The organism is Labrys sp. HAY1-8F (assembly GCF_056754975.1).
The window spans coordinates 2,863,019-2,887,236 of record NZ_JBPGWZ010000002.1; the positions used below are offsets into that span (position 1 = coordinate 2,863,019).

Sequence of the window (24,218 nt, forward strand, 5' to 3'; positions counted from 1 at the left end):
GGTCAGTCCGCCTTCCCGATAGGATTGCCGCCCGCCTGCAGGCCGGTCTGTTCGGCAATCTTTCCATCCGGGGACGGCAGCGGCCGCGCCTCGACTTCCGCGCCGTTCTGCAGGCGTGCCTGGCCTGATACCACGACCTTCTGACCGACCGTCAGACCCTGGTTGACCACGGCGCGGCCATTGCCGCTCATGCCCACCTGGATCGGTGTCGCCACGGCCTTGCCGTCATCGCCGATCACATAGGCGAAAAGGCCTGACGGCCCATGCTGGACGGCATCCTCGGGCACCACGAGGACTTGCTTGAGCGTGTCGACGAGCAAGCGGGTATCGACCGACAGGCCCGGCCAGAGTGCATTGTCGGCGTTGTCGAAACGCGCCTTCAGGCTGATCGTGCCTGTCGCCTGGTTGACGGTGTTGTCGATCACCGCCAGCGTGCCGCGCGAAAGAACGGTCTGGCCATCGGAGCTCAGGGCCTCGACCGGCGCCGGCCCGCGATCGAAAGCCTTGGCAATGGCCGGCAGCAGGTCCTGGGGTTCGGTGAACTGCACCGCGATAGGCTGGAGCTGGGCGATGGTGACGATGCCATTCTGATCGGCGGCATGCACGATGTTGCCTGGGTCGATCTGGCGGAAGCCGGTGCGGCCGGTGAAGGGCGCCTTGATCGTGGTGTAGTCGAGATTGGTGCGAGCATTGTCGATGGCCGCCTCGTCGCCCTGGATCTGTGCCTTGACCTGGTCGACCAGGGCCTGCTGGGTGTCCACGGCCTGCTGTGATTCGAAGCTCTTCTGGGCAAGGTTCTGGAAGCGCTGCAGGTTGAGCTGGTCGTTCCTGAGGCTGGCCTCGTCCTGAGCCTTCTTGGCGATCGCCTGGTCCAGCGCTGCCTGATAGGGGCGTCTGTCGATCTCCACCAGCGGATCGCCCTGCTTGACCATCTGGCCCTGCTTGAAGAACATCCTGGTGATCTCGCCGTCGACCCGGCTCCTCACCGTCACCGTCTTGAAGGGGGAAACCGTGCCCAAACCGTCGACCTCGACGGGATAGTCGGCCTTCACTGCCTGCGCGAAGGTGACCGGCACCTTGGCGGGCGCGGCCTGCGCCTGGGGCGCCGGCGCCGCCTGTGCGAGATGGCGCCAGGCCGCGTAGCTTCCCAGTCCGACCATCAAGATTGCCAGCCCGGCGGGCCAGCGGCGCCGTCTGGGTTTACGTTCGATATTCATGAGTCCGATCCGTCGCAATGGTCCCGCCCAAGGGCAGGTGCAAGGTTTCGAATCCGATTTGTGACGGCGATGACGACGGAAGTGTGGGCCAGTGTTAAGGGATGTTTCTGTCCGACTTCGATTGGTGTCCAAAGGCCCCGGATCACCCCATCGTGATAGCGTGTGATGGGATCACGGCCGTCGATTCACTCTGCCGCGGCAGGCGTTCGGGGCGCCGGCGCGAGCAGCTCATTGCCGACATTGCGCGGCAAGGTGAGGAAGATCAGGCCCGAGGTCATGGCGATCACCCCGATCATCAGGAACACCGGCGGGAAGACCGGCGCGGTGAGATGGCTGGCGCCATGCAGATGCATCGACGTCTCCAGCGCCAGCGCGGCGACGGAGACGCCGACCGAACCTGCCAGCTCCTGCAGCACCGAGGTCATCGAGGTGACCCGGCCCATCAGCTCGGGCGGAATGTCCGAGACACCGGCAATGTTGATCGAGGTGAATTGCAGCGAGCGGGTGAAACCGGCGGCGAGCAAGGTGAGCGAGATCAGCAGCACCGGCATGCCGGCATGGAACAGGGCCGGGGCCGCCACCAGCACGGAGGACAGCACGGCGTTCCAGGTCAGCACCCGCCGGAAGCCGAGCCGACGCAGGATCGGGCCGGCCAGGGCCTTCATGGCCATGGCGCCGGCGCCGGTAGCAAGCGTCAGCAGACCTGACTGGAACGGGCTGAAATCGAAGCCGAGCTGGAAATAGAGCGCAAGCAGGAAGGGCGTGGCGCCGACTCCGATACGGAACAGGAAGCCGCCGCCAATCGCCGCCCGGAAAGTGGGAAAGCGCAGCAGCCTCAATTCGATCAGCGGGTTGGCGACCCGCCCGGCGTGGTGGACATAGAGGCCGATCAGGGCCAGACCCGCTATGGCGAGGCCGATATTGACGCTCACCGGCACCAGATCGAGGCCCGACAGCGTTGCCCCGCCCATCAGCGCCACCAGGCCCGGCGCCAGGATGAGGAAGCCGATGAGGTCGAAGGGCCGTCGCTCGTCCTCGCGCACATTGGGCACATAGAGACTGGCCAGGACGATGCCGAGCACGGCGATCGGAATGTTGATCCAGAAGATCAGTCGCCAGTGGAAATAGGTGGTGATGAAGCCGCCGAGCGGCGGCCCGCTGAGCGGGCCGAGCAGGGCTGGCAGGGTCAGCCACATCATGGCGTTGACGAGGTCGTGCTTGGGCGTGGTCTTGAGAATGATCAGCCGGCCAACCGGCGTCATCATCGCTCCGCCCATGCCCTGTACGATGCGGGCCGCCACCAGCTCGGTCAGGTTGGAGGACAGGCCACAGGCGATCGAGCCGAGGCCGAACACCACGATGGCGGCGCGGAACACGGTGCGGGCGCCGAAGCGGTCGGCCATCCAGCCGGAGGTCGGAATGAAGATGGCGAGCGAGAGCAGATAGGAGGTGAGGGTGAGCTTGAGATAGATCGGGCTCGTGCCGAAATCGCGTGCAATGGTGGGCAGCGCCGTCGACAGCACCGTCGAGTCCAGATTTTCCATGAACAGGCCGGTGGCGATGATCAGCGGCAGCAATCGGCCCTGCGATTTCAGCCCCTCGCTCACGAGGGTGCTCTCCCCTTGCGGCCGCGCCTGCCCGGTTCGAGCCGGGTGACCAGCCCCTCCGGCACCGGACGCCCCTGGGCAATGCCGTTGAGCGCCATGTCGACCACGTCGCGCGTCACCTCGATGTCGGAAAGATAGTCGGCGCCCACCCCGATCCAGGCCATGCCGATCAGCAGCCGTGCCGCCATGTCGGCATCGTAGATCCGGGCCTCGCCGCGGCGCTGGGCTTCCTCGATCACCGTGATCAGACGCTGGGCGATGGCGCCGCGGCGGCGACGGAAGATGCGCCGCTTGGAATTTTCGCCCTCGTTGAGGTCGCGGATGGTGCTGAGATGGGTGCGCACCGTGGGCACGATCTCGGCGACGAGATAGGTCAGGCGCTCGCGGAAATTGCCCTCGCGCAGCAGGGCGCTGTCGAGCCGGACCTCGAGATCGTCGAGCGTTTGGGCAAACACCGCCTCGAACAGGGCTTCCTTGCTGGAGAAATAGCGATAGACGGTGGCCTTGCCGATACCGGCCTCGAAAGCGATGTCATCGACCGAGGCCGAGTCGTAGCCCTGGCGCGCGAAGATGCGACCGGCCGCGTCCAGCAAATTGTTGCGCCGAACGTCGCGCCAGTGCTCCTCGCCGGATGACTTGTCGTCCGTACGCTGCTCCATGATGGCCCCGAATCAAAACCCGCCGGTTACGGATAAAACCAGCGAGTCTCATTTCCTGCCCGAATTCCGGCAGAATTGGGAGAGGGTGAAGCAGGCGATCGGACACAATCGAGTGAGGATTGTTGCGGCCCGATGAAGCAAGGTCCTCTCAGCCCTAGTCCTTCAACAAGGTGAAGCCGGCCTTGGCGAAGGGCTTCTGGCCTTCGGAGGTCTTGAGATAGCTCAGGAAGCCAGCGGCGTCCGTGCTCTGCGAAGCTGCCGTCACACCGAAAGGATAGACGATCGGCTCATGCGAATCGGCGGGGAAGGTGGCGACGACCTTCACCTTCGGATCGGCAGCCGCATCGGTGGCATAGACCACGCCGAACTTGGCCTCTCCGCGTGCGACCAGCGCGAGGGCGGCACGGACATTGTCGGTCTGCGCGAATTTCGGCTCGACCGCCTTGAGAATGCCGAGCTTTTCGAAGGCGGCCCGCGCATATTTGCCGGCCGGCACCGTCTTCACCTCGCCCACGGCGATCTTGCCGTCACCGATGGCGCCGGCAAGATCGACGCCGGGCTTGAGATCCACCGTCGTGGCAGCATCGGCCGGCGCGATCAGCACCAGGGCGTTGCCGAGCAGCTTCACCACGCTGTCCTGCTTGATCAGCTTCTTGTCGACGCCGTATTTCATCCAGTCGAGATCGGCCGAGGCGAAGACATCGGCGGGCGCGCCCTGCTCGATCTGCTTCATCAGCGCCGAAGAGGCGGCATAGGAGATCACCACCTTCTTGCCCGAGCTTGCCGTCCAGGCCTTGGCCGCTTCGTCGAGCGAGCCCTTGAGGCTGGCCGCCGCAAAGACGGTGAGGTCACCGGCCTGGGCCTGCGCGGCCTTGGCGGCGGAAGCATCCTCGGCCTGCGCCATGGCGGGCGCAAAGACGAGGCTGACGGAGAGAGCGAGAAAAGCCCGGCGGGCAAAGCGCAGCATGGTGAAATCCCCTGACAGCCATAGTGGTTGTATACCCAGGGATATAGCGGCGCGGAAGGGAGCGCAAGGCGGGCCGACAGGCGCGAATGTCGCGCCATGACGGGCAGGCCTGGCCTAGCCAGCACGAATGGAACGGGACACGCCCTCCCCAACCCGGTGGGGGAGGCGTGTCGCGCTTCATTTTACCCAAGCACATACCCGACGATCGAGGTGTACACGCATGGCTGTCCACTACGGCACCGCTTCTACGCGGCGACGCCCACGCCGATCGGGCAGGAGACGCCGGTGCCGCCCAGGCCGCAATAGCCGGCCGGGTTCTTGGCGAGATATTGCTGGTGATAGGCTTCCGCATAGTAGAAAGGCGGTGCCTCCAGGATCTCGGAGGTGACAGCGCCAAAGCCCTTGGCGGCGAGTGCCTCGTTGTAGCGCGCCTTGGCTGCCTCTGCTGCCTGGCGCTGCTTCTCGCTGGTGACATAGATGCCCGAGCGATATTGCGTGCCGATGTCGTTGCCCTGGCGCATGCCCTGGGTGGGATCATGTGCTTCGAAGAACACCTTCAGGAGCTGATCATAGGAGATGGTCTTGGGGTCGAACACCACCTTCACCACCTCATTGTGGCCCGTGAGGCCGGAGCAGACCTCCTCATAGGTGGCGTTGGGGGTAGAGCCACCGGCATAGCCCACCGCGGTAACAAGCACGCCAGGGGTCTGCCAGAATTTACGCTCGGCGCCCCAGAAGCAGCCGAGGCCGAAATAGGCCGTCTCACTGCCTTCGGGGTTAGGCCCCTTCAGGGCCGCGCCGTTGACGAAATGCGTGCCCGCCGTCTCGATGGCCTCGCCACGCCCCGGCAGGGCTTCGTCGGCGGAGGGCAACGCCGTCTTCTTGCGAAAGCCGAACATGGTTCTTCCTTCCTGATTTTGGGTGACTTGGCCAATATGGGGGCGCCGGATGCCGTTGTCAGGGGCGGCGCCGATCACGGATATGTCAGAGCCCGTCCTTGGCTCAGCCTGAAGTACAGCGCGCTTCACCTTGCCGTGAAAAAACGCCTTCATAGAGAAGGACTGGAATCTCCTTGCAGGGAGGGGTGCAACTCTTGTCCTTCCTGGTCACGAGCTTTATTTCGTCATTCTTTCTCTGCGAAAAGGTGGCCTCAGCGGTTTTTTCGCCACCCGAAGCCAGCTTGCCGAAGAAATAGTAGAAATCCTCATATCTCCCCGGCGGACGACGTGACCCGAAACTCGCGACCGGCCCGCTGCCGCCATGCGGGTTGTCCCCAAGTACAGTCTGATAATCCGTCCAGGCGACCTCCTTGCCCATGCGCAAGATGAGGTTTCCGCATCGATCGCCCTCACCGACCTGAATACCGCAATAGCCTCCCTCGCAAGCAACGATATCCAGTTGGCCGATGCGCCATTGGCTCTTCGATCGCTCGGAAGTGGCTTGTTCGGCCCACCGGCCGAGGATCGGCTTGCTCACCGGTTTGAACTCCTGGCCCCGCGCCGGCCCTGCGCTCCCATAAAACAAGGCGGTGATGCAGGCCGCCATGAAAGGCGCCATGACATACTCGAAGATCAGTCGGCGAGATGCGGCCCCGCTCATGCTTCGCTCACAGATGCGAGACATAGCCGATCCGGCTTGCCGGCGGACGCCCCAGCCAGAAGAGCAGGCCCGAAACCAGCACCAGCACCAGAGCAAAGGGCAGGCCGAGCAAAGGCGAGACCAGGTTGTTCCACAAGAAGACCGAAAGCGAGGCCTCCACCCAGGCGCGCATCCGGTCGAAACTCGCAGGGCCGAGCCAGAGCCAGACCGCGCGCACCGGCAGGAAGACGAGATGATTGTCGGCGATCGAGCGCGTACCGTCGACCACCGCGGCCACGAAGGCGCCGGCAGCCAGGAACAAGCCGAGCGAACGAGCCAGAAAACGCATCACGCACTCCACCACCGCGCGCTCCCGCCGACGATGGCAGGGCTCATGCCAGTTTAGCGCAGGGGGCCCCTTTGCGCGTAGGAAATTCGAGCTCGAAGGTGAACGGCCCCGAAGAGACGGGCAGGCGCTCCGTTCCGAGCCACCGAATTGAAAGCATATTCCCCTTCAAAAAACTGCAATCTCCCGTTTACAAATTGCGCCGACATCGCCATAAGCACCGCTCGACGGAAGGGTGGCCGAGTGGTTGAAGGCGCACGCCTGGAAAGTGTGTATACGGGAAACCGTATCGCGGGTTCGAATCCCGCCCCTTCCGCCACCTTGCAGAAAGTGCCAGCGAGCGATTTTCCGCCGCTTTCCCTTCAAAACCCCTATGTTTAAGTAATAGCTCTCCGGATTATCCGTTCAGGCCTCTGCAGCAGGATATCGCGGTGGACCACGTCGTTGGGACATTACACTTGAAAGCGCTCGGCAGGGCATTTTCAGGATCAGGCACAGATCGGCAGACGGGATCCGCCGCGTTAAGTTTGGCCAGTTCCACGGAAGCGGCTCATCAAGTGGGCCTTGGCCGATGCGATCAAACCCATCGGCAAGCCTCGCTCGCGGCGTAGTACCGAACACTCTGCCGGCTGCACCACCTCACCGGACACCGCTTTTCCGGAGGGCGCCCCAGATCTGCTTCATGCCTCTATTCCCCGCCCAGCACCCCAAAGCGTTTTTTCGCGGCCTCGGTGAATGGCATGAACAGCGAAACGGCCGTTCCTTCGGGATCACGGAACTGCACCGAGCGGTTGCCCCAAGGCATCAGCTTCGGCTCGTGCACAACTTCGACCTCCTGCCTCAGGCGCTCGAATTCCGCATCGACGTCATCGACCATGAACTCGAGGATGGCCGTCCGGTTGGCGCGCGGTTCGGCACTACCTTCCCGGAACAGGGCGACGGTCTCCGCGCTTCCAATGGCAAGTGTGGCACCCGGCGTTACAATTTCGGCAAAGACCGGAGCGAGCCAGGTAGCAGGGCAGCCCGTCACCAGTTCGTAGAAGCCAACCATTGCTTTGACGTCGGCGGCTATCAGGCGGGTCGAAGCAAGTTTCATGATTTGAACCTTTCGCAGGGTGTCCAGGGCGTGGACACGGCGGAAGGACTTGTCGCACAGCGCTGTTGCCACCATGATGGCAACAGGAGTCATTATTTCATGCGCCGCGCCGACCGGTTGTTCCAGATCATCCAGATTTTACGCCGGTCGAGCCGCCCGGTGACGGCAGCCGCACTGGCGGACGAAATCGAAGTTTCCAAGCGAACCATCTACCGGGACATCGCCGACCTGGTCGGCCAACGGGTTCCGATCGTCGGAGCACCCGGCTTTGGCTTTCTGCTCGATGCCGATTACGACATGCCGCCCTTGATGTTGACGCCGGACGAAATCGAGGCGGTGGTGCTTGGCGCGCAATGGGTCGAAGGGCGTGGCGACAAGGTGCTGTCGGGAGCCGCCCGCGATGTCATCGCCAAGATTGCAGCCGTTGTACCGGTGCGCCTGAGGCCGTTTATCGCCGAACCGAGCATTGGCCCCAAGCCGAGCACCATCGTCGCCGAAGATGCCGTGGACACCACCGAACTGCGGCGCGCGATCCGCGAAAGCCGCAAACTGCGCCTGCGCTATCGCGCCGAGACGGGCGAGGAAGCCGAACGCACCGTCTGGCCGGTCATCCTCGGTTATGCCGAAGCAAGCCGCCTCCTCATTGGTTGGTGTGAGACAAGGCAGGCGTTCCGTCATTTTCGCACCGACCGGATGATCGAAGCCGAGGTATTGCAGGAAACCAATGGCCTGCCGAAGGGAGAATTGCGCCGCCGCTGGCAGCATCATCGTGAGACATGGCTCGCAACACATAGACCGACGTGATCGGCTGTCGACGAGATTGGCCATATTTCGTAGGAAGGCTGCTCGGCAAGACAGTTGCCTTGGTAAGGACATCGCACCATGAGCTTGGCGAGCGACGCGCGTTTCTGGGATCGGAGTTCGCGCAAATATGCCAGGGGAGCGATTGCAGACCAGGCCGGCTATGAGCGTACGCTGCAGCGAACCCGGGCCTTGCTGGGACCCGGCGACCGGATGCTGGAACTGGGATGCGGCACGGGAACGACGGCACTCGTACTCGCAAGCGGGGTCCAGTCCTATCTCGCGACCGATATCTCGGCCGGCATGATCGCGATCGCCGAGGAGAAACACGCTGCAGCTCCCGCCCCGAGCCTGGCCTTTCGCATCGCCACCGCGGAAGCGCTCCTTCCCGACGCCGCCAAGTTCAATGCGGTTCTAGGCTTCAACTATCTGCATCTGGTTCGCGACCTGCCCGGCACGCTGCGCCGCGTCCATGCCTTGCTGGCGGCGGAGGGCCTGCTCATCTCCAAAACCCCCTGCGTGGGGGAGATGAATCCCCTCATCCGGCTTGCCTTGCCCGTCATGCGCGCACTCGGCCTGGCGCCTCATGCCGGCATATTTCGGGTCTCGGCGCTCAGCCGGCAGATATCTGCCGCCGGCTTCGAGATACTCGCCGTCGAGAACCACGCGACAAAGGGCGACGATAATCGCCCCTACATCGTGGCGCGCAAGACCTAGGTAGAATTTCCCGGTGAGGCCCGCGGATGGGTCTCGCTCGGAAATTCTGCAAGTATTTGATATCCTGCAGGTTTCTCTTGATCGTGCCCCTGGCTCGATCAAGAGAAACCTGCTTAGGCGCAAGAGCCGTCATAGGCAGATCAGCGGCTCGACAGGCATGGGCTCTGCCGCACAATCCCCTTGACTCTCCCTTTTCCCACGCGCATTGAGTTAACTTGTATATACATATTACATCATAAAACATTTGCACATCAGCTCTTGGGAGGAGCGGCATGGCAGCAGAGACGGGCGCGATCGAGAAACGGACGATCGACCGGATTCCGGAGGGCGAGCGGCATGGCTCCTCCTTCAACCAGTTCACCTTGTGGTTCGGCGCGAATTTGCAGATCACCGCCGTGGTCGACGGCGCGCTTTCGATCGTGTTCGGTGCCGAGGCGCTTACGGCCATCATCGGCTTGGCCATCGGCAACCTCCTCGGCGGCGCCGTGATGGCCCTGCATTCGGCGCAGGGGCCACGTCTCGGCCTGCCGCAGATGATCTCCTCGCGCGCCCAGTTCGGCGTGAAGGGCGCCACTTTGCCCCTCCTCCTCACCGTGGTGATGTATCTGGGCTTTGCAGCCACCGGCACCGTGCTCTCGGGCCAGGCGATCAACCTGATGTTTGGCGTGGAAACACCCGCTTTCGGCATGATCGCCTTCGGCTTGATCACCGTGATCGTCGCGGTGGTGGGTTACAAACTCATTCACATCATCGGACGCATCGCCACCGTGGTCGGCATCCTGGGCTTTGCCTATCTCGCTTTCCGGCTGTTCGGGCAATACAACGTTGCCGACGCTTTCGGCCAAAAGCCCTTCACCATGGCGACCTTCCTGCTCGCCATCGCGCTCGCTGCCGGCTGGCAGCTGACCTTCGCCCCCTATGTCGCCGATTATTCGCGCTATCTGCCCTCCTCCACCCCGGCCTCGGTGACCTTCTGGTCCACCCTGCTCGGCTCGGCCGTGGGCGCGCAGATCTCCATGACCTTCGGCGCCGTGGTGGCGGCCCTGGGCGGCAAATTCCTGGCCAACCAGGTCGGCTTCCTCGGCGAGCTCGCCGGGCCAAGCGTGGCCGTGCTGGTCTATATCGTCATCGTCACCAACAAGCTGACGGTGAACTGCCTCAACGCCTATGGCGGCTCGATGACCCTGCTCACCACGGTAAGCGCCTATGCCGGCCAGCGCAGCGTGTCACAAATAGCACGCGTGGCCTATATCCTGCTCTTCGTGGCCGGCTCCGTGGTGATCGCCCTGTTCGCCAGCGCCCACTTCCTCTCGGCCTTCAAGAACTTCATGCTGCTGCTGCTGGCGGTCTTCGTGCCCTGGAGCGCGGTCAACCTCGTCGACTACTACCTGATCTCCAAGGAGAAGGTGGACGTTCCCGCCCTCTACGACGTTTCGGGCCGTTACGGCGCCTACAACTGGACGGCGCTGGGCTGCTACCTCTTCGGCGTGCTGGTCCAGATCCCCTTCCTGAACCAGGCGCTCTATGAGGGGCCGGTCGCCAAGATGCTCGACGACGCCGACATCTCCTGGATCGTCAGCCTGGTGGCGACCTCGGTGGTCTACTATGCTCTGGCCCGGGGCAGCGCCAACGTCCCCAACGAGATGATCCTGCCCGAGGAAAAGACCGCGCGGGCGTGAGGGGCGCAGTCCTCACGTCAATAGCTCCACGCTGCCCCTCACCCTTACCCTCTCCCCGCAAGAGTAGGGCGAGGGGGACTTTGGTGGTGCGCTTGTGCTGGAACGGCTTCATCTCGCCCAACCGTCGGTCGAGATGAGAGATCTGAGGATAAATCGCGACGCCTGTGCCTCCCTCGCCCCGCTCTTGCGGGGAGAGGGTAAGGGTGAGGGGCAGCACGAACCGACACCATTTGTGGTCGTTTCGCTTTCCTAAGGCTTGCTCCGTGCCCGCTCGAGGCCCTTGAGGATCTCCACGAACAATCGCACCTTGGCCGGGCGGAAACGCGCGGCCGGGTAGACCACATGGATGCCGCCCGCGGGCAGCGTCCAGTCCGCCAGCAATCGGACGAGCCGGCCCGCGGCGATGTCGCCGGCGACCAGGAAATCCGGAAAAACCGACAGGCCGGCCCCCGCCAGCACCATGGCATAGGCGGTGGGCGTCTTGTCCGCGTCGACGACGGCGCTGACCTCCACCGTCTCCCGTTCCCATTCCCCCCGCGAGAACAGCCAGCGTCCCGGCGTGCGCAAGGCATGGTTCGCCACGAAGGGCAGCGCTGCCAGCCCCTTGGGGTCGAGATCGCCAGGAAGGCCTGCGGCAAGCGCGGCCGAGCAGACCAGATGCTGCTGGAACGTGCCGAGCCGCTGGGCCTGGTTTGAGGAATCAGTGAGCCAGCCGACGCGCACGGCGACATCGACCTGCCCATCCACCAGATCCACCACGGTATCGTCGAAGGCGACTTCCACCCGCATATGGGGATAGCGCTGGCGAAAGGCGGCGACGGCGGGGGCGACAACTGCCCCGCCATAGTCGATCTGTGCCGCCAGAGTGAGGACGCCGGTCGGCTCCGCCGCGTCCTTGGAGATCTCCCCGAAGGCGGATTCGGCCTCGCGCAGGATCAAGGCGGCACGATCATAGAAGGCCCGCCCCGCCTCCGTCGCCTGCAGGCGGCGGGTGGTGCGCAGGATCAGGGTGACGCCGAGTTCCTCCTCCAACCTGCCGACCTGATGGCTGACCACCGCCTTGGCGACGCCGAGCCGCTCCCCCGCCGCCGTGAAGGAGCCGGTCTCGATCACCGCGGTGAAGAAGGCGAGCCGGTTGAGATTGAGAAGTTCGGACATGAGCTTGCTGCGCCAGGGTGCCTGCCACCCCAACCTTGCTGAAGGCGGCTATAGGGGAGAACAGCCTCGATTGCGCTTATTGTCTGATTTGATCAGACACTCTGTCAAATTGTTCGGGATTTTTCTTGGCCAGCCGACGAGCCATGTTGGAGGGCAAGGAGATTTCGATGTCCACCTCGCTTTCCCCACGCCAGGCCGCCAGCGGGCAGGTCGTGACCTATCTGTTCGATCCGCTCTGTGGCTGGTGCTATGGCGCTTCGCCGATGCTGCAGCGCCTGCGTGAGACCGGCGTCGCCATCAGGCCGCTGCCGACCGGCCTGTTCACGGGGCCGGGCGCCCGGCCGATGGATACGGGCTTTGCCGCCTATGCCTGGTCCAACGACCAGCGCATCGAGCGCCTCACCGGCCAACGTTTCACCAAAGCCTATCGCAAGCAGGTGCTGGAAGCCGAAGGCGGCCTGTTCGATTCGGGGCCGGCCACGCTGGCACTGACTACCGCGGCCCTGACCGAGCCCGCACGTGAACTCGACGCCCTCGCGGCGATCCAGGCCGGACGCTATGTCGAGGGCCGCGACACGACCTCCCTCGCTTGCCTCACCGCGATCCTGCGCAGCGCGGGCTTCACGGCCGCCGCCGGCCGCCTCGCCGCACCGGACGAGGCCCTGCTCGCGGCCAATCGTACCCGCATCACCGAGGGGTGCAGCCTGATGGCCCGCCTCGGCGCCCAGGGCGTGCCGGCCCTCGCCCTGCAGCAGGACGGGCAGCAGCGGCTCATCGCCTCGAACGCGCTGTTCGGTAGTTTCGACAATCTCGTTTCCCACCTCAACGCCTGACGGCATCGATCGGAAAGACCAGACCCGTGATCAGCAGACGCGACACAATCAAGCTCACCGCCGCCTTCGGCGCCAGCACCCTCTTGCCGCTCTCCCCGGCCGACGCCGCCGGCGGCAAGCTCGCCTGGCGTGCCTTCCAGGCCGACGAAACCGGCTTTTCCCGCATGCCGGTGCTGCTGACGGGCCGCAAGGAAGCTATCCTGCTCGACGGCGGCTTTACCCTCTCGGATGGCCGCAAGCTGGCGCAGGCCATCAAGGCGAGCGGCAAGATGCTGACGACCATCTATGTGAGCTGCCCGGACCCCGATTATTATTTCTCGCTGCGTCCGGTGGTGGAGGCCTTCCCTGCCGCCAAGGTGATCGCCAAGCCGGTGACGGTCGCCTCGATCAAGGCGAGCGTCCAGGGCAAGCTCGAGGTCTGGGGACCCAAACTCGGCGACAACGGCCCGCGCAGCCTGGCCGAGGTGGTGATCCCCACGCCATCGGACCTCACGGCGCTCGACCTCGAGGGCCATCGCATCGAGATCGTCGAGGTGCCCGACATGCATGACCGGCGCTATCTGTGGGTGCCCGACATCAAGGCCGTGTTCGGCGGCGTGCTGGTCAGCTCCGGCGGCCATGTCTGGCTGGCCGACAACGCCAACGCCGCGTCCCGGCAGGCCTGGATCGGGGCGCTCGATGCCATTGCTGTCCGCAAGCCCCAGATCGTGGTGCCGGCCCACCACGCCGAAGGCGCTCCAGAAGGCCTCGCTGCCGTCAAATTCAGCCGCGACTATATCGCCGCCTTCAACCGCGAGGCCGAGAAGGCCAAGGACAGCGCGGCCTTGATCGAGGCGATGAAGGCGCTCTACCCCAAGCTCGGCGGCCTCGATTCGCTCGATCTAAGCGCCAAGGTCGTCAAGGGCGAGATGAAATGGGGCTGATAGCCTCCCTTCCCGCCAAAATTTTCCCAACCGAAAGGAAAGCCAGATGAAGATCGCCCTGATCGGCGCCACCGGCAATGCCGGCTCGCGCATCCTCGCCGAACTCGTCAGCCGCGGCCATGAGGTCACCGCCATCGTCCGCCATCCCGAAAAGGTGCCGGCCAATCCGAAGGTCACGGCGCGCAAGGGCGACGTGCATGACAAGACCGGCCTTGCCGCTCTGCTCGCGGGCCACGACGCGGTGGTTTCGAGCGTGCATTTCACCGCCAGCGATCCCCACGCTTTGATCGAAGCCGTGCGCGCCTCGGGCGTGAAGCGCTATCTCGTGGTGGGCGGCGCCGGCAGCCTGGAAGTCGCCCCCGGCGTCACCCTGGTGTCGACGCCCGAATTCCCGGCCATCTACAAGGAAGAGGCGACCAAGGGCGCCGAGTTCCTCGCCATCCTGCGCGGCGAGAAGGATCTCGACTGGACCTTCCTCTCTCCTTCGGCCCTGTTCGTGCCGGGCGAGCGCACCGGCAAGTTCCGTCTGGGTGGCGACCAACTCCTGACCAACGACAAGGGCAGCAGCATCTCCTTCGAGGACTATGCCGTCGCCCTGGCCGACGAGATCGAAAAGCCCGCCCACAGCCGGGGGCGCTTCACCGTCGGCTACTGACGGGCCAGGGGCTCCCCCAGAGTGGCGAGCAGTCGGTCATAGGTGGCGCCAGGGCCCGAAGGATCCTGGCGGCGGCGGGGTCATTGCCGAGATTACTCGGGCACATCCAGCAGCCTCGCCGACTGCCGGCCCGCCGGTGTGAGACAGCTGCTCAGATCACTATGACTTCGTCGGCTCCCTCCCGCATGAGCGGCGTGCGCATACGGTGCGGCTTGCCGACACCGATACTTTCGGCGCGCTAGGCAGCCATAGAGTCGACCGAAGCTGGGCAGGCATACAGCCCTGCGGATCGTGCAGCAGCGCCTTCGAGACAAAAAGACGGTATCCTGCCCACCTGCCGTATGCCAATAGACCTGCCGCTGGCGCCCTCTATCATCGGCATCGAAGGGGCGATCGAGATGCGATCAGGGACATAATCTAAAGGAATTGTCGCTGCGATCTGAAACGCCCGACATTTATCCCGAACGCCTTTGCTCCAGCACCAAACCGCTCATCATACGGGCCAACCGCCGTCAGATACCTCTCCGCGAGCGAAGTGGTAATTTGTTACTTCCGTTGAGGTATATTAGTAATTAATGAAATATCATTCAGATAAATGAACGGCATCATTCTGCCATGAATCTGATAGAAAGGATTCTTGTGAACTTCACGGCTCTTTCAGGAAAGAGAAACCTAGCGTAAGCGGTTCGAAATTCTGGAACCAGTGACAGATCGGATGCCCTTTGCCCCAGCGAATCCTAATTGAGTGCTTCAATCTGGCACTAACGAGCGGAACGGGCATAAAGACCTATGCATCGAACCTCGCACGAATCGCGAATACACTCGGCTATGAGACGGAGGCGCTTTTCCAATCGCTCACTCGCCTTCAGCAGGGCGATCCGATCCTCACCGAGATATCCTTTCACGAGGGCAAGAAGAGGCGAGGCTGGAAGGAGAAATATGTCCGCACGCCCTTCGAGACCCTTTTTGGAAAGCCATTTGGCATTCGGGCGGACGCGGTGCCTCAATCAGGCCTGATCCTGAGACAGGATCCCATGCTGGAACCGTTTGCGCGCGTGTTCGCGGCCCATCAATTCACCCTGGCCGCCCGGCGCCATTTTACACGCTATGGCACGCTCGCGACCCTGAAATTGGCATCGGCGCCGCACCTCTTCCACGCCACGCATCCGGTTCCAGTCAGAGTTCCCGGCGCCGCAAATATCTATACGATACATGATCTGGTTCCGCTCAAATTACCGAACGCAACGCTTGACAATAAAAAATATTATTTCAATTTAATGAAAGAAATATGCCAAAAGGCCGATCATATCGTTACTATATCGGAAACATCCAAGAAAGATATCATATCAATTATTGGAACGCCCGAATCAAAAATAAGCGTAACCTATCAATCCATCGAAATACCCGATAATTTACTTAATAAATCGCAAGAAAATATTGACAAACTTCTTCAAAATTCTTTTTCACTGGAACGTGGGGAGTATTTTTTGTTTTTTGGCGCGCTTGAGCCCAAGAAAAATGTCTCGCGGCTGATAGACGCCTATGTTGCCTCCGGCGTATCCGCTCCGCTGGTCATAGCCGGCGGGCTTGGCTGGAACTACAGGACGGAACTGAGGCAGATCAACAATGAAAGCTTCTCAAGCTGGCGGATCACCCAGAACCAGATCATTCACGAACGGAAAGTGCGGCGGTTCGGGCATCTGCCGCTCAGCCACCTCACGGCCCTGATCCAGGGCGCAAAGGCAGTACTGTTTCCGTCGCTCTACGAGGGATTTGGCCTCCCGGTTCTGGAAGCGATGATGCTCGGCGCGCCCGTCATGACATCCAATATATCGTCCCTGCCCGAGGTCGCGGGGAACGCGGCTCTGTTGGTCAATCCCTACGACCTTGAGGAAATGGCGAGCGCCATTGCAGCACTGGATAATGATCGGGATCTTCGATCGGATCTTATCAGCAAGGGAAAGGAACGCGTTCAGCACTTTTCGATGGAGAATTACAGCAAGCGCGTCGCAGAAGTGTATGGAGCATTGCTATGATCGACGGGCGCCCTGCGTGCCTTTCAGAAAATCGACGCAGTCCATTGCGGCAGGACGAACACACACCCGTCACAATGAATGCATTCAATGCGGTGAGTGATTTTCGCCGCCGGATCCATCGGTCTTCAAGATTTGCCGATATAGGCTTTCTGCATTGCCTGTGCTCATTCAGGCGTCTTGTCCTCTCGTAAGCAAAGCAAGATACGACCTTGTCTCATACGGCCGCCCTTCCTCCTCCCGGCGCACGACAAAGAGCCAAGCCCTCGCATGGCCTCGTTCGCGATTATGTGCGCAAGCACCTGCTCTGGCTGGCGGTCGTGATCGCGCCGACCCTGGCCGCTGTCACCTATTACGGTCTCTGGGTTACACCCCGTTATGTATCGGAAGCCGAGTTCGTGGTCAGAGGCCTCTCATCGAGCCGGCTTACCGGCCTCGACGCCCTGTTCAAGACATTTGGCATTGCCAGAACCGTCGACGATACGAACATCGTCCAAAGCTACATCTTGTCCCGGGATGCGGTGAAGCAACTGCAATCCGATATCGACATCAAGGCGATATTCTCCGATCCCCAGGCCGACATCTTCTCGAGGTTTCCGCGGTTTTGGGAAAGTGACAGCTTCGAGGGCCTCTACGCCCATTATGCCTGGCGCGTGAAAGTCATTCAGGACACGACACGCGGCATCAGCACCGTCCACGCGGAAGCGTTCCGGGCCGAGGATGCGCAACGCATCACCTCACAGGTGCTGACCTTGGCTGAGCGCCTCGTCAACCGCCTCAACGAACGAGCCCAGGCGGACGCAACCCGGAGCGCAGAGGACGAAGTTCGGCGTGCGGAACAGCGCGTTCTGAACGCGCAGATGCAGCTCACCCAGTTCCGAAACGCGGCAACCCTGGTCGACCCCTCCAAGTCGTCAACCTCCGCCCTCGACACCATCACGACCTTGACCGGGGACCTCGTGCAGGCTCAGGCCCAGATTCAACAACTCCAGCAGACCTCGCCGTCGACGCCGCAGATTTCGGTTTTGCGGGCGCGTGTCGAAGCCCTGAAGAGTCGCATAGAAAACGAACGCGGCAAGCTTGCCGGCAATGACGGGTCCCTGGCTGCCAAGGTATCGGCCTATGAGACCCTTACACTCACTCGCGATCTCGCCGACAAAAGCCTCGCTGCTGCGACCTTGTCGCTCGAGAGCGTGCGTTCGGAAGCTCGCCGGCAACAGATCTATATCGAGAAGATCGCACAGCCCAATCTCCCCGACGAGCCGACGGAACCCCGCCGGCTGCGCTTGATCATCACCGTGCTCATGACAGCGCTCATGAGTTATGCCGTCATCTGGATCCTGAGCGTCGGCGCCAAGGAGAAGGCACAATGAGCGGTATCGGATCGGCTCCTGCACCATCGCTCTGGCGTTCCTTTCGGCTGCAATCACGCATCATCGCCGCCCTGATGATCCGCGAGGGCAACGCGAAATACGGCCATGAGAATCTCGGCTTCTTCTGGATCATGATCGAGCCGCTGTCGCTGGCGGCCATGGTCGCGCTGATGTGGTATGCGACCAACCATTCCCACACCGAGGCCATCGGCTTGGTCTTGTTCGTGCTGACCGGCTATTGCCCCTTGACCCTCTGGCGGCATATCGCGGGACGATCGGCTCGCGTGATACGGCAACGGTCAGCGCTGCTGTTTCATGCCAACATCAAGCCTTTCGACGTCCTGATCGCGGTCTTCTTCCTTGAGACAATAGGCATCTTCGCAGCCTTTATCTGCGCCTATATCCCTCTCGTGATCTTCGGCGTGATCCTACCACCGCGTGACACGCTCCTGATGATAGGCGGGTGGCTGTTCCTTGCCTGGTTTTCCATCAGTGTTGGCTTGATCATTGCCGCCCTCACGGAAATGTACGAGCCCGTCGAGAAATTCATCGGCCCTCTCCTCTATGTCACCATACCGCTGACGGGCGTTTTCGCGATGATCGATTGGTTGCCCCAGAAAGCTCAAGCTGTCCTCGTCTACTCCCCTATCGCAACATCCGTCGAAATGTTTCGAGCTGGCGCTTTTCCAGAGGATATCGTGACGTATTACGACCCTTATTTTCTGACCGTCGTCTGTGCCATGCTGACAGCCATCGGCGTTCCCCTGGTGGTCTACGCTCAGAAATTTGTGACTCATAACTGATTCATTCCGATGGATGTGCTTCTCCCCAAGACGACATAGAAAGCATTGGAACTTGCAGCAGAAACATGCGGATAGGCTCCAAGAGCTGGCGCCACAAGAGCTGGCGCCACAAGACCCGGCGCCACAAGACTTGGCGCCGATCGAATTGATCCCTTTGGCGCCGACGGGAGATCTAATCGTCCACGGGACATCCGGAGAGATAACGAAAGACGGCGCTCCCAACCGCTCGCTGTTCTGGATCGCTTTCGTATTCCCCACTTTGCTTGCTGGACTCTATTTCTTCGTCTTTGCCACCGATCAATTTGCCTCCGAGACGGAAGTGATGGTGCGCACCCCTGCTGAAAACAACCTCAGCACCGTCCTGAGTACACAAGGATTCTCTCGTTCAAACGAAGAAACGCAGGCCGTCTATGCCTTCATGCGTTCACGCGACATGGCCCAATTACTCGCCACGCGAGACGGCTTGAAGGATGTGTATACCCGGCCGGAAAGCGATTTCCTCAGCCGTTTTCCCAACGTCATGCAGAACGACAATTTCGAAGGCTTCTACAAGCATTTCCGGGATTGGGTTTCCACCACGATCGACGAAAGCACGGGGATCATTTCGGTGCGCGCCTATGCCTACAGGGCCGAAGATGCACGTAATGTCGCTTTGGCCGTCATCGAGCACGCCGAAGAATTCGTCAATAAGCTGAACAAGAGAGCTTATGCCGATCGCGTGGATTATGCCGAGCAGATCGTTGGCAGGGCGCAGGATGGCGTGGCCGCGGTCGAGGCCAAGCTGACACGATACCGCAATGAAGCTAGGCTGGTCGATCCGAACACTGAATCGTCCGCGGCGCTCGAATCGATCGCCAAGATGACCACGGCTATTACACAACTCCAGGCGTCGCTCGAGCAGCAAAAATCACTTTCTCCCAACAGTCCCAGCATAGCTCCTCTGGGACAGAAAATTTCCTCATATCGCGCGGAGATAGAGAAGCTCCGCCTGGAGGTGGTCGGTGGAACGGGGGCAATGTCGGACGCTATCGCCGGCTATGAACGCCTGACCTTGGAGCGGGCACTGGCTGCGCGAACGCTGGAAGCAGCGACGACCAATCTGCTCAAGGCTCGGCAGGAAGCAGAGACGCCACATGTCTATCTGGTGCGCATTTCCGAGCCCAATTTGGCCAGTACCGCCGAATATCCGCGCAGGCTGATCTGGCTCGCCTTGATTGCTACAATGTGCTTTGCATTCTACGCGGTCCTGCGCTTCGCGATCGCCCTTGTCAGGGAGCATCGGCCATGACACTCGAGCTGAAAGGCCCAGTAGTCCCGGCTTTGGCACGCCCTGAAATTGGCATGCCAGTGCCTTCCCGTTTATCAGCGCATAAACGCGGCATCCATCTCGACGCAATTACCAAGGTCTACGAAACATCGATCGGGCACCGGCGCGTGCTCGACGGCATCAGTTTTAACGTGCACGCGGGAGAGAAGATCGCCGTGCTGGGCCGCAATGGCGCGGGCAAGTCGACGCTGGTGAAGATCATCGGCGGCGTAGAGCCTCCCACCACCGGTACAATCGCACGCAATCTGTTCATGTCCTGGCCGCTCGGCTTCTCCGGCGGACTTGAGGGTCATATGACCGGCATGGACAACATCCGTTTCATCGCACGTATCTACCGACGCCCTTTGGATGACGTGGTCGCTTTCGTGGATGATTTTGCCGAGTTGGGGCGCCAGCTTTACATTCCGGTGATGAACTACTCTTCGGGCATGCGAATGCGGCTGTCCTTCGCTTTGACTCTGGCTATCGACTTCGAATGTATTCTGATCGACGAAGTGCTCTCTGTCGGTGACCAGCGCTTCCACCGTAAATGTTTCGATGCCCTGTTTGTACAACGGGCTCACTGCGCCATGATCATCGTCAGCCACGATGTCGAGATCATCCGCAATTTCTGTCGAAGTGCTCTCGTTCTCAAGGGTGGCCGTGGCCGGGTCTTTGATGATCTGGAACTGGCTCTGAGTATCTATTCTAGTCTGTGAAGCAGAATGGATCGGACAAAATTCAGAGCGAGACGGCTTTCGACGATACGGGTCCTGATCGCGGCTGTTTCTTCCGATCAGGCTTCCTCGACACCTCTATTTTCTTCAAGGCAAGGGTACCTTCAATGGCTCCCTGCCGGGTCCACAATCGAAACTCGATTCGGTTTCGCGGCTCGGTTATCGTAAAAGAGACCTCAAAGAAGTAATGCCCTTTGTCCGGCAACAAAGCCGGCCTGTGAACCAAAGTCTCGCTCCCCGCCAAAACCTCGATCAGAAGTTCATTGCCGGAATGATTGTCGTTCACTTCAATGCTGGAAGTTAAAACCCAATCTGCCGGCGGGAGGTGAAAATATGGCCCGCAGCACAATATTCGCGCGGGACCAACCAATTCAATCACTTCCTCAAAGGGCGCATTGATAGGCGTACCAATACGATCCGTACCAAAAAACAGCTCCCTCGGCCAGTTGAACCGCTCGACAGGCTTCATACCAAGTATCGATCTGTAGGGTATGAGTGACTGGAGAAGCGCCTGATCATTCTTGCTCAACGCGGTGCGGGCGTCGTCATTCCGATCAATCCCGTAGAGCCAGCGATTTCCGTCGGGACCGGCAAGCATACGCAGAACTTCCGTAGTTTTCGATTCGGTCAGCTCGAGACCAAGGAAACTCAGTACGTGCGAGACTAATGATGCCGGTGTCGCACTGTTGCCGGGGGAGAGAGTCAGCAGATTCGGGCACCGCAGGATGACATCATGAAGCGAAGCGAAAATCGAAGAGACCGCGCGAACCGCAGATCCCAACTCTACGTCCGAGCTATCTCGAATATGCAGCGCTGCCGAAACCGGATCCTCACTTACCAGAATGATTTGCTTGGCATTCGCCGCGAGCAAACCGGCTATACGCGCGTCAGGGTTATCCGTGTGAAGGATTACATGATCGCTTTCACGCCGAGCCCACTGCTCCTGCAATTGCTCGATCGTGGTAAAATGAAAGAAATCGACGGCGCCAAGCGCTCCCCCAGCAATCAACTGAATTGCGTGCACGGCGCGATGGGCTAGGGGCGATGGGAGGCCGAGGACGGTTATTAGCAAACTACACTCCCACCCCTGTCATTCACTCAGGTACAGGACTCCCTGCACAGGAAACCATGCAATTCCACAAAAATCCTGAGGAATTAGTCCTCTTCTATCTTCATCAGACGGTGTATGGATTCTCTGGTTTCCTTGAATTTTTCTTTCAACTCCCTCAATTCCTTGCCAAGCTGAGCCAATTCGATCCCCTGCTCTTTGGCAATATTTTCCCAATACCCGCGGGTCCAGACAGCCGTAATGCGCTCGTAGTCATCTGCTTTGGCGCAGAAAAAAGGTTTTAATTCCGGATGCTCTTGAGCAACATAGAACCGATTGAGTCCATCAAAAATCACGAAATCATATTGCGCATCGGTAAGAATGGGATCCCAGGAGCCATGCGTCTGCACGGTAGACAACGGTTCGGTCGCTTCAACCAGTATGATCCACGGCCGGAACCGTTTGAAGTCAGCGCCTCGAATAACGGCATCCTCGGCACCTTCGACATCGATTTTTAAAAAATGAATAGGGCCGGTAACATGGGCTTCGCAAATCGCCTTGAGAGTATCGGCTTGGACATCATAAGAGCGTCGCCGAAACCCACTGGCCGTATGTCGAGCAGCAAAATCCGCGCTGGATGTGGACAGCCCGCTATCCTCAATCTCATGAAATGTAAGCGTACCAGTTCGATCCGAAGCAGCGACATTCAAGTTGATGTCTCTAGGCCTTTCTTTAATCAACTTCTCATGCCAAACTGGTGCGGCTTCAATATTGATCCCTGACCAACCAAGATCATAGAACATCTTTGTAACCGAATCTGAGATGGGATCATTTGCTCCGACATCAATGTAAAAACCCGATTCTATCGTGCCCAGTGCACGAAAAAGCAGGACATCTTCCAGAGCCTGCGCGAACGACACCGGCATTTATTACCTCATATTTATTCCCATCGCGTTGACTGCGAAAGGGTCGCTCCGACCTGATAAGTTCACGTGGCGGCGGACATTTATCACAGCACGTGATGTATTTTTACGTATATTATCTTTCATTACTCCCGCGAATATGCAAAATATTCCTAGACATTCCCATATAAATCGTCATTTTGGAGAAATTATTAAATATATTTTTAGCGTAATGGCAGCACAATCAGTATATGCACTCGCCCCTCAGAGGCGCAAAATCGAAATTATTATTTGGGAACTTCTACAACTAAACAAATTGAAGTCGCGTCGAATTCACCAAGTCTCAAACGAATATGCGGTTCGCCCCGGCCATAGGGAGGTAGATCTACCACCTGCTCGGCATAACCTTCATTTTCGGTATCAAAATCGACCTCTTTCGTCTTGAACCCCCGCATGATCAATCGCTCCACCAGCGCCGAAATATCCTGCTTTCGATAAATGCTGATACTGGGGCTCTCGATCGTTGCTTCATTTGAACTCAAATTGAACTCCGTCGTATGCACGGCTACGCCCCCAGGCTTGAGGGTGAGCAACGAATTTTCGATGAAATCGAGCCCATGCTGCAGCGACCCCAAATGCTCCAGCGAGCATGACGACCAGCAAAAGTCGAATTTTCCATGAAACTTCGGATCGATAGCATTCATGTCGACTTCCGAAAAGCTGACTAACTCCCTCATCATCTTATCGGTGCAGAGTCCGCGTTCGTTCAAGGCCGATGTATCCACGATATGTTGATGCGTAGAAACCCAACCTGCATCTATAGCGGATTGTAACGACTGATCAGTCGCCACAACTTCGGCTCCAAAGGACGCAAATAGAGCGGGCAGCGGCTCTTGTCCAACTCCAAAGCCAAGCCCCCTTTTCCCGTGGGAAAGCATCCCACGTTCATAAAGTACCTGCGCAATATAGACATGTTCCCACTGCTTGCGAAGAAACCTCGGCTTATCCTTTAATGCCTTTACCCAGAAACGGTATTGATCCAGTAGAAAATGGCGCTGGTGACACAATGCCGATGTCAGCCCGATCGATCTCGGTGGACTGAACTCCGGCATTTCGGTGCCAACAAAGGCCTTGTAGAGATTATTCTCCTGATCCCCCTTGAAAGCAATCGCCTCTGCGAGATTGCGCGCGTCATGGCCAACGCGCCATCCATCCACCTTTTCGCGCTCCAAATTCTCTATCTTCTGCTTTAGAAGCTGTATTTCGTCGATCAGCTTCTGACGATCAGCTTTGTCCATTTCCGTCGAAAACATTAACGTATCTCCCAAAGAGGGCATGTGTGCTCATATAAGGTGGCGCCACAGACAAACGGCATCGTCAACGAGGCCCGCTTCGCGGTTCGTCGGCCTTCATGTCGCGGAGAACGCTCCCCAAGAGATCCCGAAATGCGATGGACGGGTCGGACATGAAGCCTTCAAGCCGTTTCTTGAAGGCTTCATAGGCCCCTACCTGCAGGCACACATTCCAGAGATAGTGTCGCTCACCGTCCAGGAAAAAATCGGCGCTCAGGAGGTTTTGCGACCTCATCAGACTCAGCGTCGCCATGAGATGTTCGGCGGATGCGACCTCGCCATCGCCCCAGACCGCCCGCCCCTGGGCGATATTGCTGAGTTCGAAGTAATTCAGATCGATCTTATTCGGGAAATTATCAACGAGGGTCTGGAGTAAATTCCGCTCGCAGCGAGTTACATTGTCGTTTGTCATGGTGACCCCGCGCTCC

General features: G+C 60.0%; 24 protein-coding genes and 1 tRNA gene. 12 read left to right on the forward strand and 13 right to left on the reverse strand.

Translation table 11 applies throughout. The features are described 5' to 3' along the window. Positions 1 to 2: 2 nt before the first annotated feature. From ACR9ZN_RS22290 to ACR9ZN_RS22320, 7 genes are all read right to left on the reverse strand, one after another. Positions 3 to 1,217: an efflux RND transporter periplasmic adaptor subunit gene (locus tag ACR9ZN_RS22290; RefSeq protein ID WP_454811185.1), complete on the reverse strand. Its 1,215-nt coding sequence runs from the start codon at positions 1,215 to 1,217 to the stop codon at positions 3 to 5. Positions 1,218 to 1,402: 185 nt separating this feature from the next. Continuing rightward, positions 1,403 to 2,824, reverse strand: coding sequence for a DHA2 family efflux MFS transporter permease subunit (locus tag ACR9ZN_RS22295; RefSeq protein WP_454811187.1), 1,422 nt, complete (start codon positions 2,822 to 2,824; stop codon positions 1,403 to 1,405). After that, entirely contained in the window at positions 2,821 to 3,483 is a 663-nt protein-coding gene (locus ACR9ZN_RS22300) for a TetR/AcrR family transcriptional regulator (protein ID WP_441770955.1), read from the reverse strand. Before ACR9ZN_RS22300 ends, ACR9ZN_RS22295 begins: the two co-directional genes overlap by 4 nt. A gap of 154 nt (positions 3,484 to 3,637) precedes the next feature. After that, positions 3,638 to 4,450, reverse strand: a complete 813-nt coding sequence (gene modA, locus ACR9ZN_RS22305; protein WP_481273198.1) for a molybdate ABC transporter substrate-binding protein — start codon at positions 4,448 to 4,450, stop codon at positions 3,638 to 3,640. A gap of 245 nt (positions 4,451 to 4,695) precedes the next feature. Beyond that, the gene (gene msrA, locus ACR9ZN_RS22310) at positions 4,696 to 5,349 is read right to left on the reverse strand and encodes a peptide-methionine (S)-S-oxide reductase MsrA (RefSeq protein WP_481273199.1); all 654 of its coding nucleotides are present in this window, start codon (positions 5,347 to 5,349) and stop codon (positions 4,696 to 4,698) included. A 103-nt stretch (positions 5,350 to 5,452) separates the two neighbouring features. Next, complete coding sequence (locus ACR9ZN_RS22315) at positions 5,453 to 6,049, reverse strand: hypothetical protein (RefSeq protein ID WP_481273200.1); 597 nt, start codon at positions 6,047 to 6,049, stop codon at positions 5,453 to 5,455. Positions 6,050 to 6,056: 7 nt separating this feature from the next. Beyond that, complete coding sequence (locus ACR9ZN_RS22320; RefSeq protein WP_434958625.1) at positions 6,057 to 6,377, reverse strand: PetM family of cytochrome b6f complex subunit 7; 321 nt, start codon at positions 6,375 to 6,377, stop codon at positions 6,057 to 6,059. Between the two features lie 226 nt (positions 6,378 to 6,603). Here ACR9ZN_RS22320 and ACR9ZN_RS22325 point away from each other — a divergent pair. Then, positions 6,604 to 6,693 (forward strand) — tRNA-Ser (locus ACR9ZN_RS22325). Positions 6,694 to 7,062: 369 nt separating this feature from the next. Here the strand turns inward: ACR9ZN_RS22325 and ACR9ZN_RS22330 are convergent. Beyond that, positions 7,063 to 7,470 (reverse strand): VOC family protein, encoded by a 408-nt coding sequence (locus tag ACR9ZN_RS22330; protein WP_441771186.1) that lies wholly within the window; start codon positions 7,468 to 7,470, stop codon positions 7,063 to 7,065. A gap of 99 nt (positions 7,471 to 7,569) precedes the next feature. Here ACR9ZN_RS22330 and ACR9ZN_RS22335 point away from each other — a divergent pair, with 99 nt between their 5' ends. From ACR9ZN_RS22335 to ACR9ZN_RS22345, 3 genes are all read left to right on the forward strand, one after another. After that, positions 7,570 to 8,274, forward strand: a complete 705-nt coding sequence (locus tag ACR9ZN_RS22335) for a helix-turn-helix transcriptional regulator (RefSeq protein ID WP_481273201.1) — start codon at positions 7,570 to 7,572, stop codon at positions 8,272 to 8,274. A 78-nt stretch (positions 8,275 to 8,352) separates the two neighbouring features. Next, positions 8,353 to 8,988, forward strand: a complete 636-nt coding sequence (locus ACR9ZN_RS22340; protein ID WP_481273202.1) for a class I SAM-dependent methyltransferase — start codon at positions 8,353 to 8,355, stop codon at positions 8,986 to 8,988. 272 nt (positions 8,989 to 9,260) lie between these two features. Next, positions 9,261 to 10,667: a purine-cytosine permease family protein gene (locus ACR9ZN_RS22345; RefSeq protein WP_454811194.1), complete on the forward strand. Its 1,407-nt coding sequence runs from the start codon at positions 9,261 to 9,263 to the stop codon at positions 10,665 to 10,667. Between the two features lie 249 nt (positions 10,668 to 10,916). Here ACR9ZN_RS22345 and ACR9ZN_RS22350 read toward each other — a convergent pair whose 3' ends face one another. Continuing rightward, the gene (locus ACR9ZN_RS22350; RefSeq protein ID WP_454811196.1) at positions 10,917 to 11,825 is read right to left on the reverse strand and encodes a LysR family transcriptional regulator; all 909 of its coding nucleotides are present in this window, start codon (positions 11,823 to 11,825) and stop codon (positions 10,917 to 10,919) included. A 167-nt stretch (positions 11,826 to 11,992) separates the two neighbouring features. Here ACR9ZN_RS22350 and ACR9ZN_RS22355 point away from each other — a divergent pair, with 167 nt between their 5' ends. The 8 genes from ACR9ZN_RS22355 to ACR9ZN_RS22390 all read left to right on the forward strand — a co-directional run bounded on the left by ACR9ZN_RS22355 (position 11,993) and on the right by ACR9ZN_RS22390 (position 20,470). After that, positions 11,993 to 12,658, forward strand: coding sequence for a DsbA family protein (locus ACR9ZN_RS22355; RefSeq protein WP_481273203.1), 666 nt, complete (start codon positions 11,993 to 11,995; stop codon positions 12,656 to 12,658). A gap of 26 nt (positions 12,659 to 12,684) precedes the next feature. After that, positions 12,685 to 13,581, forward strand: coding sequence for an MBL fold metallo-hydrolase (locus ACR9ZN_RS22360; RefSeq protein WP_481273204.1), 897 nt, complete (start codon positions 12,685 to 12,687; stop codon positions 13,579 to 13,581). A 46-nt stretch (positions 13,582 to 13,627) separates the two neighbouring features. Further along, entirely contained in the window at positions 13,628 to 14,236 is a 609-nt protein-coding gene (locus tag ACR9ZN_RS22365) for an NAD(P)-dependent oxidoreductase (RefSeq protein ID WP_481273205.1), read from the forward strand. Positions 14,237 to 14,958: 722 nt separating this feature from the next. Next, a complete protein-coding gene (locus tag ACR9ZN_RS22370; RefSeq protein WP_481273206.1) occupies positions 14,959 to 16,272 on the forward strand; it encodes a glycosyltransferase family 4 protein in 1,314 nt (437 codons plus the stop codon). A gap of 209 nt (positions 16,273 to 16,481) precedes the next feature. Further along, positions 16,482 to 17,642, forward strand: coding sequence for a KpsE/RkpR family capsule polysaccharide export protein (locus ACR9ZN_RS22375; protein WP_481273207.1), 1,161 nt, complete (start codon positions 16,482 to 16,484; stop codon positions 17,640 to 17,642). 74 nt (positions 17,643 to 17,716) lie between these two features. Next, the gene (locus tag ACR9ZN_RS22380; protein WP_454811206.1) at positions 17,717 to 18,445 is read left to right on the forward strand and encodes an ABC transporter permease; all 729 of its coding nucleotides are present in this window, start codon (positions 17,717 to 17,719) and stop codon (positions 18,443 to 18,445) included. Between the two features lie 52 nt (positions 18,446 to 18,497). Beyond that, a complete protein-coding gene (locus ACR9ZN_RS22385; protein WP_481273208.1) occupies positions 18,498 to 19,733 on the forward strand; it encodes a KpsE/RkpR family capsule polysaccharide export protein in 1,236 nt (411 codons plus the stop codon). Further along, entirely contained in the window at positions 19,730 to 20,470 is a 741-nt protein-coding gene (locus tag ACR9ZN_RS22390; protein ID WP_454811208.1) for an ABC transporter ATP-binding protein, read from the forward strand. The genes ACR9ZN_RS22385 and ACR9ZN_RS22390 overlap by 4 nt, the downstream gene beginning before the upstream one ends. A 22-nt stretch (positions 20,471 to 20,492) precedes the next feature. Here ACR9ZN_RS22390 and ACR9ZN_RS22395 read toward each other — a convergent pair whose 3' ends face one another. The 4 genes from ACR9ZN_RS22395 to ACR9ZN_RS22410 form a co-directional block, all read right to left on the reverse strand. Then, positions 20,493 to 21,560: a hypothetical protein gene (locus tag ACR9ZN_RS22395; protein WP_481273209.1), complete on the reverse strand. Its 1,068-nt coding sequence runs from the start codon at positions 21,558 to 21,560 to the stop codon at positions 20,493 to 20,495. A gap of 83 nt (positions 21,561 to 21,643) precedes the next feature. Beyond that, positions 21,644 to 22,462 (reverse strand): FkbM family methyltransferase, encoded by an 819-nt coding sequence (locus tag ACR9ZN_RS22400; RefSeq protein ID WP_481273210.1) that lies wholly within the window; start codon positions 22,460 to 22,462, stop codon positions 21,644 to 21,646. A 263-nt stretch (positions 22,463 to 22,725) separates the two neighbouring features. Beyond that, positions 22,726 to 23,751, reverse strand: coding sequence for a class I SAM-dependent methyltransferase (locus tag ACR9ZN_RS22405; RefSeq protein WP_454811214.1), 1,026 nt, complete (start codon positions 23,749 to 23,751; stop codon positions 22,726 to 22,728). Positions 23,752 to 23,815: 64 nt separating this feature from the next. Next, positions 23,816 to 24,202 (reverse strand): hypothetical protein, encoded by a 387-nt coding sequence (locus ACR9ZN_RS22410; RefSeq protein ID WP_481273211.1) that lies wholly within the window; start codon positions 24,200 to 24,202, stop codon positions 23,816 to 23,818. Positions 24,203 to 24,218 lie beyond the last annotated feature (16 nt).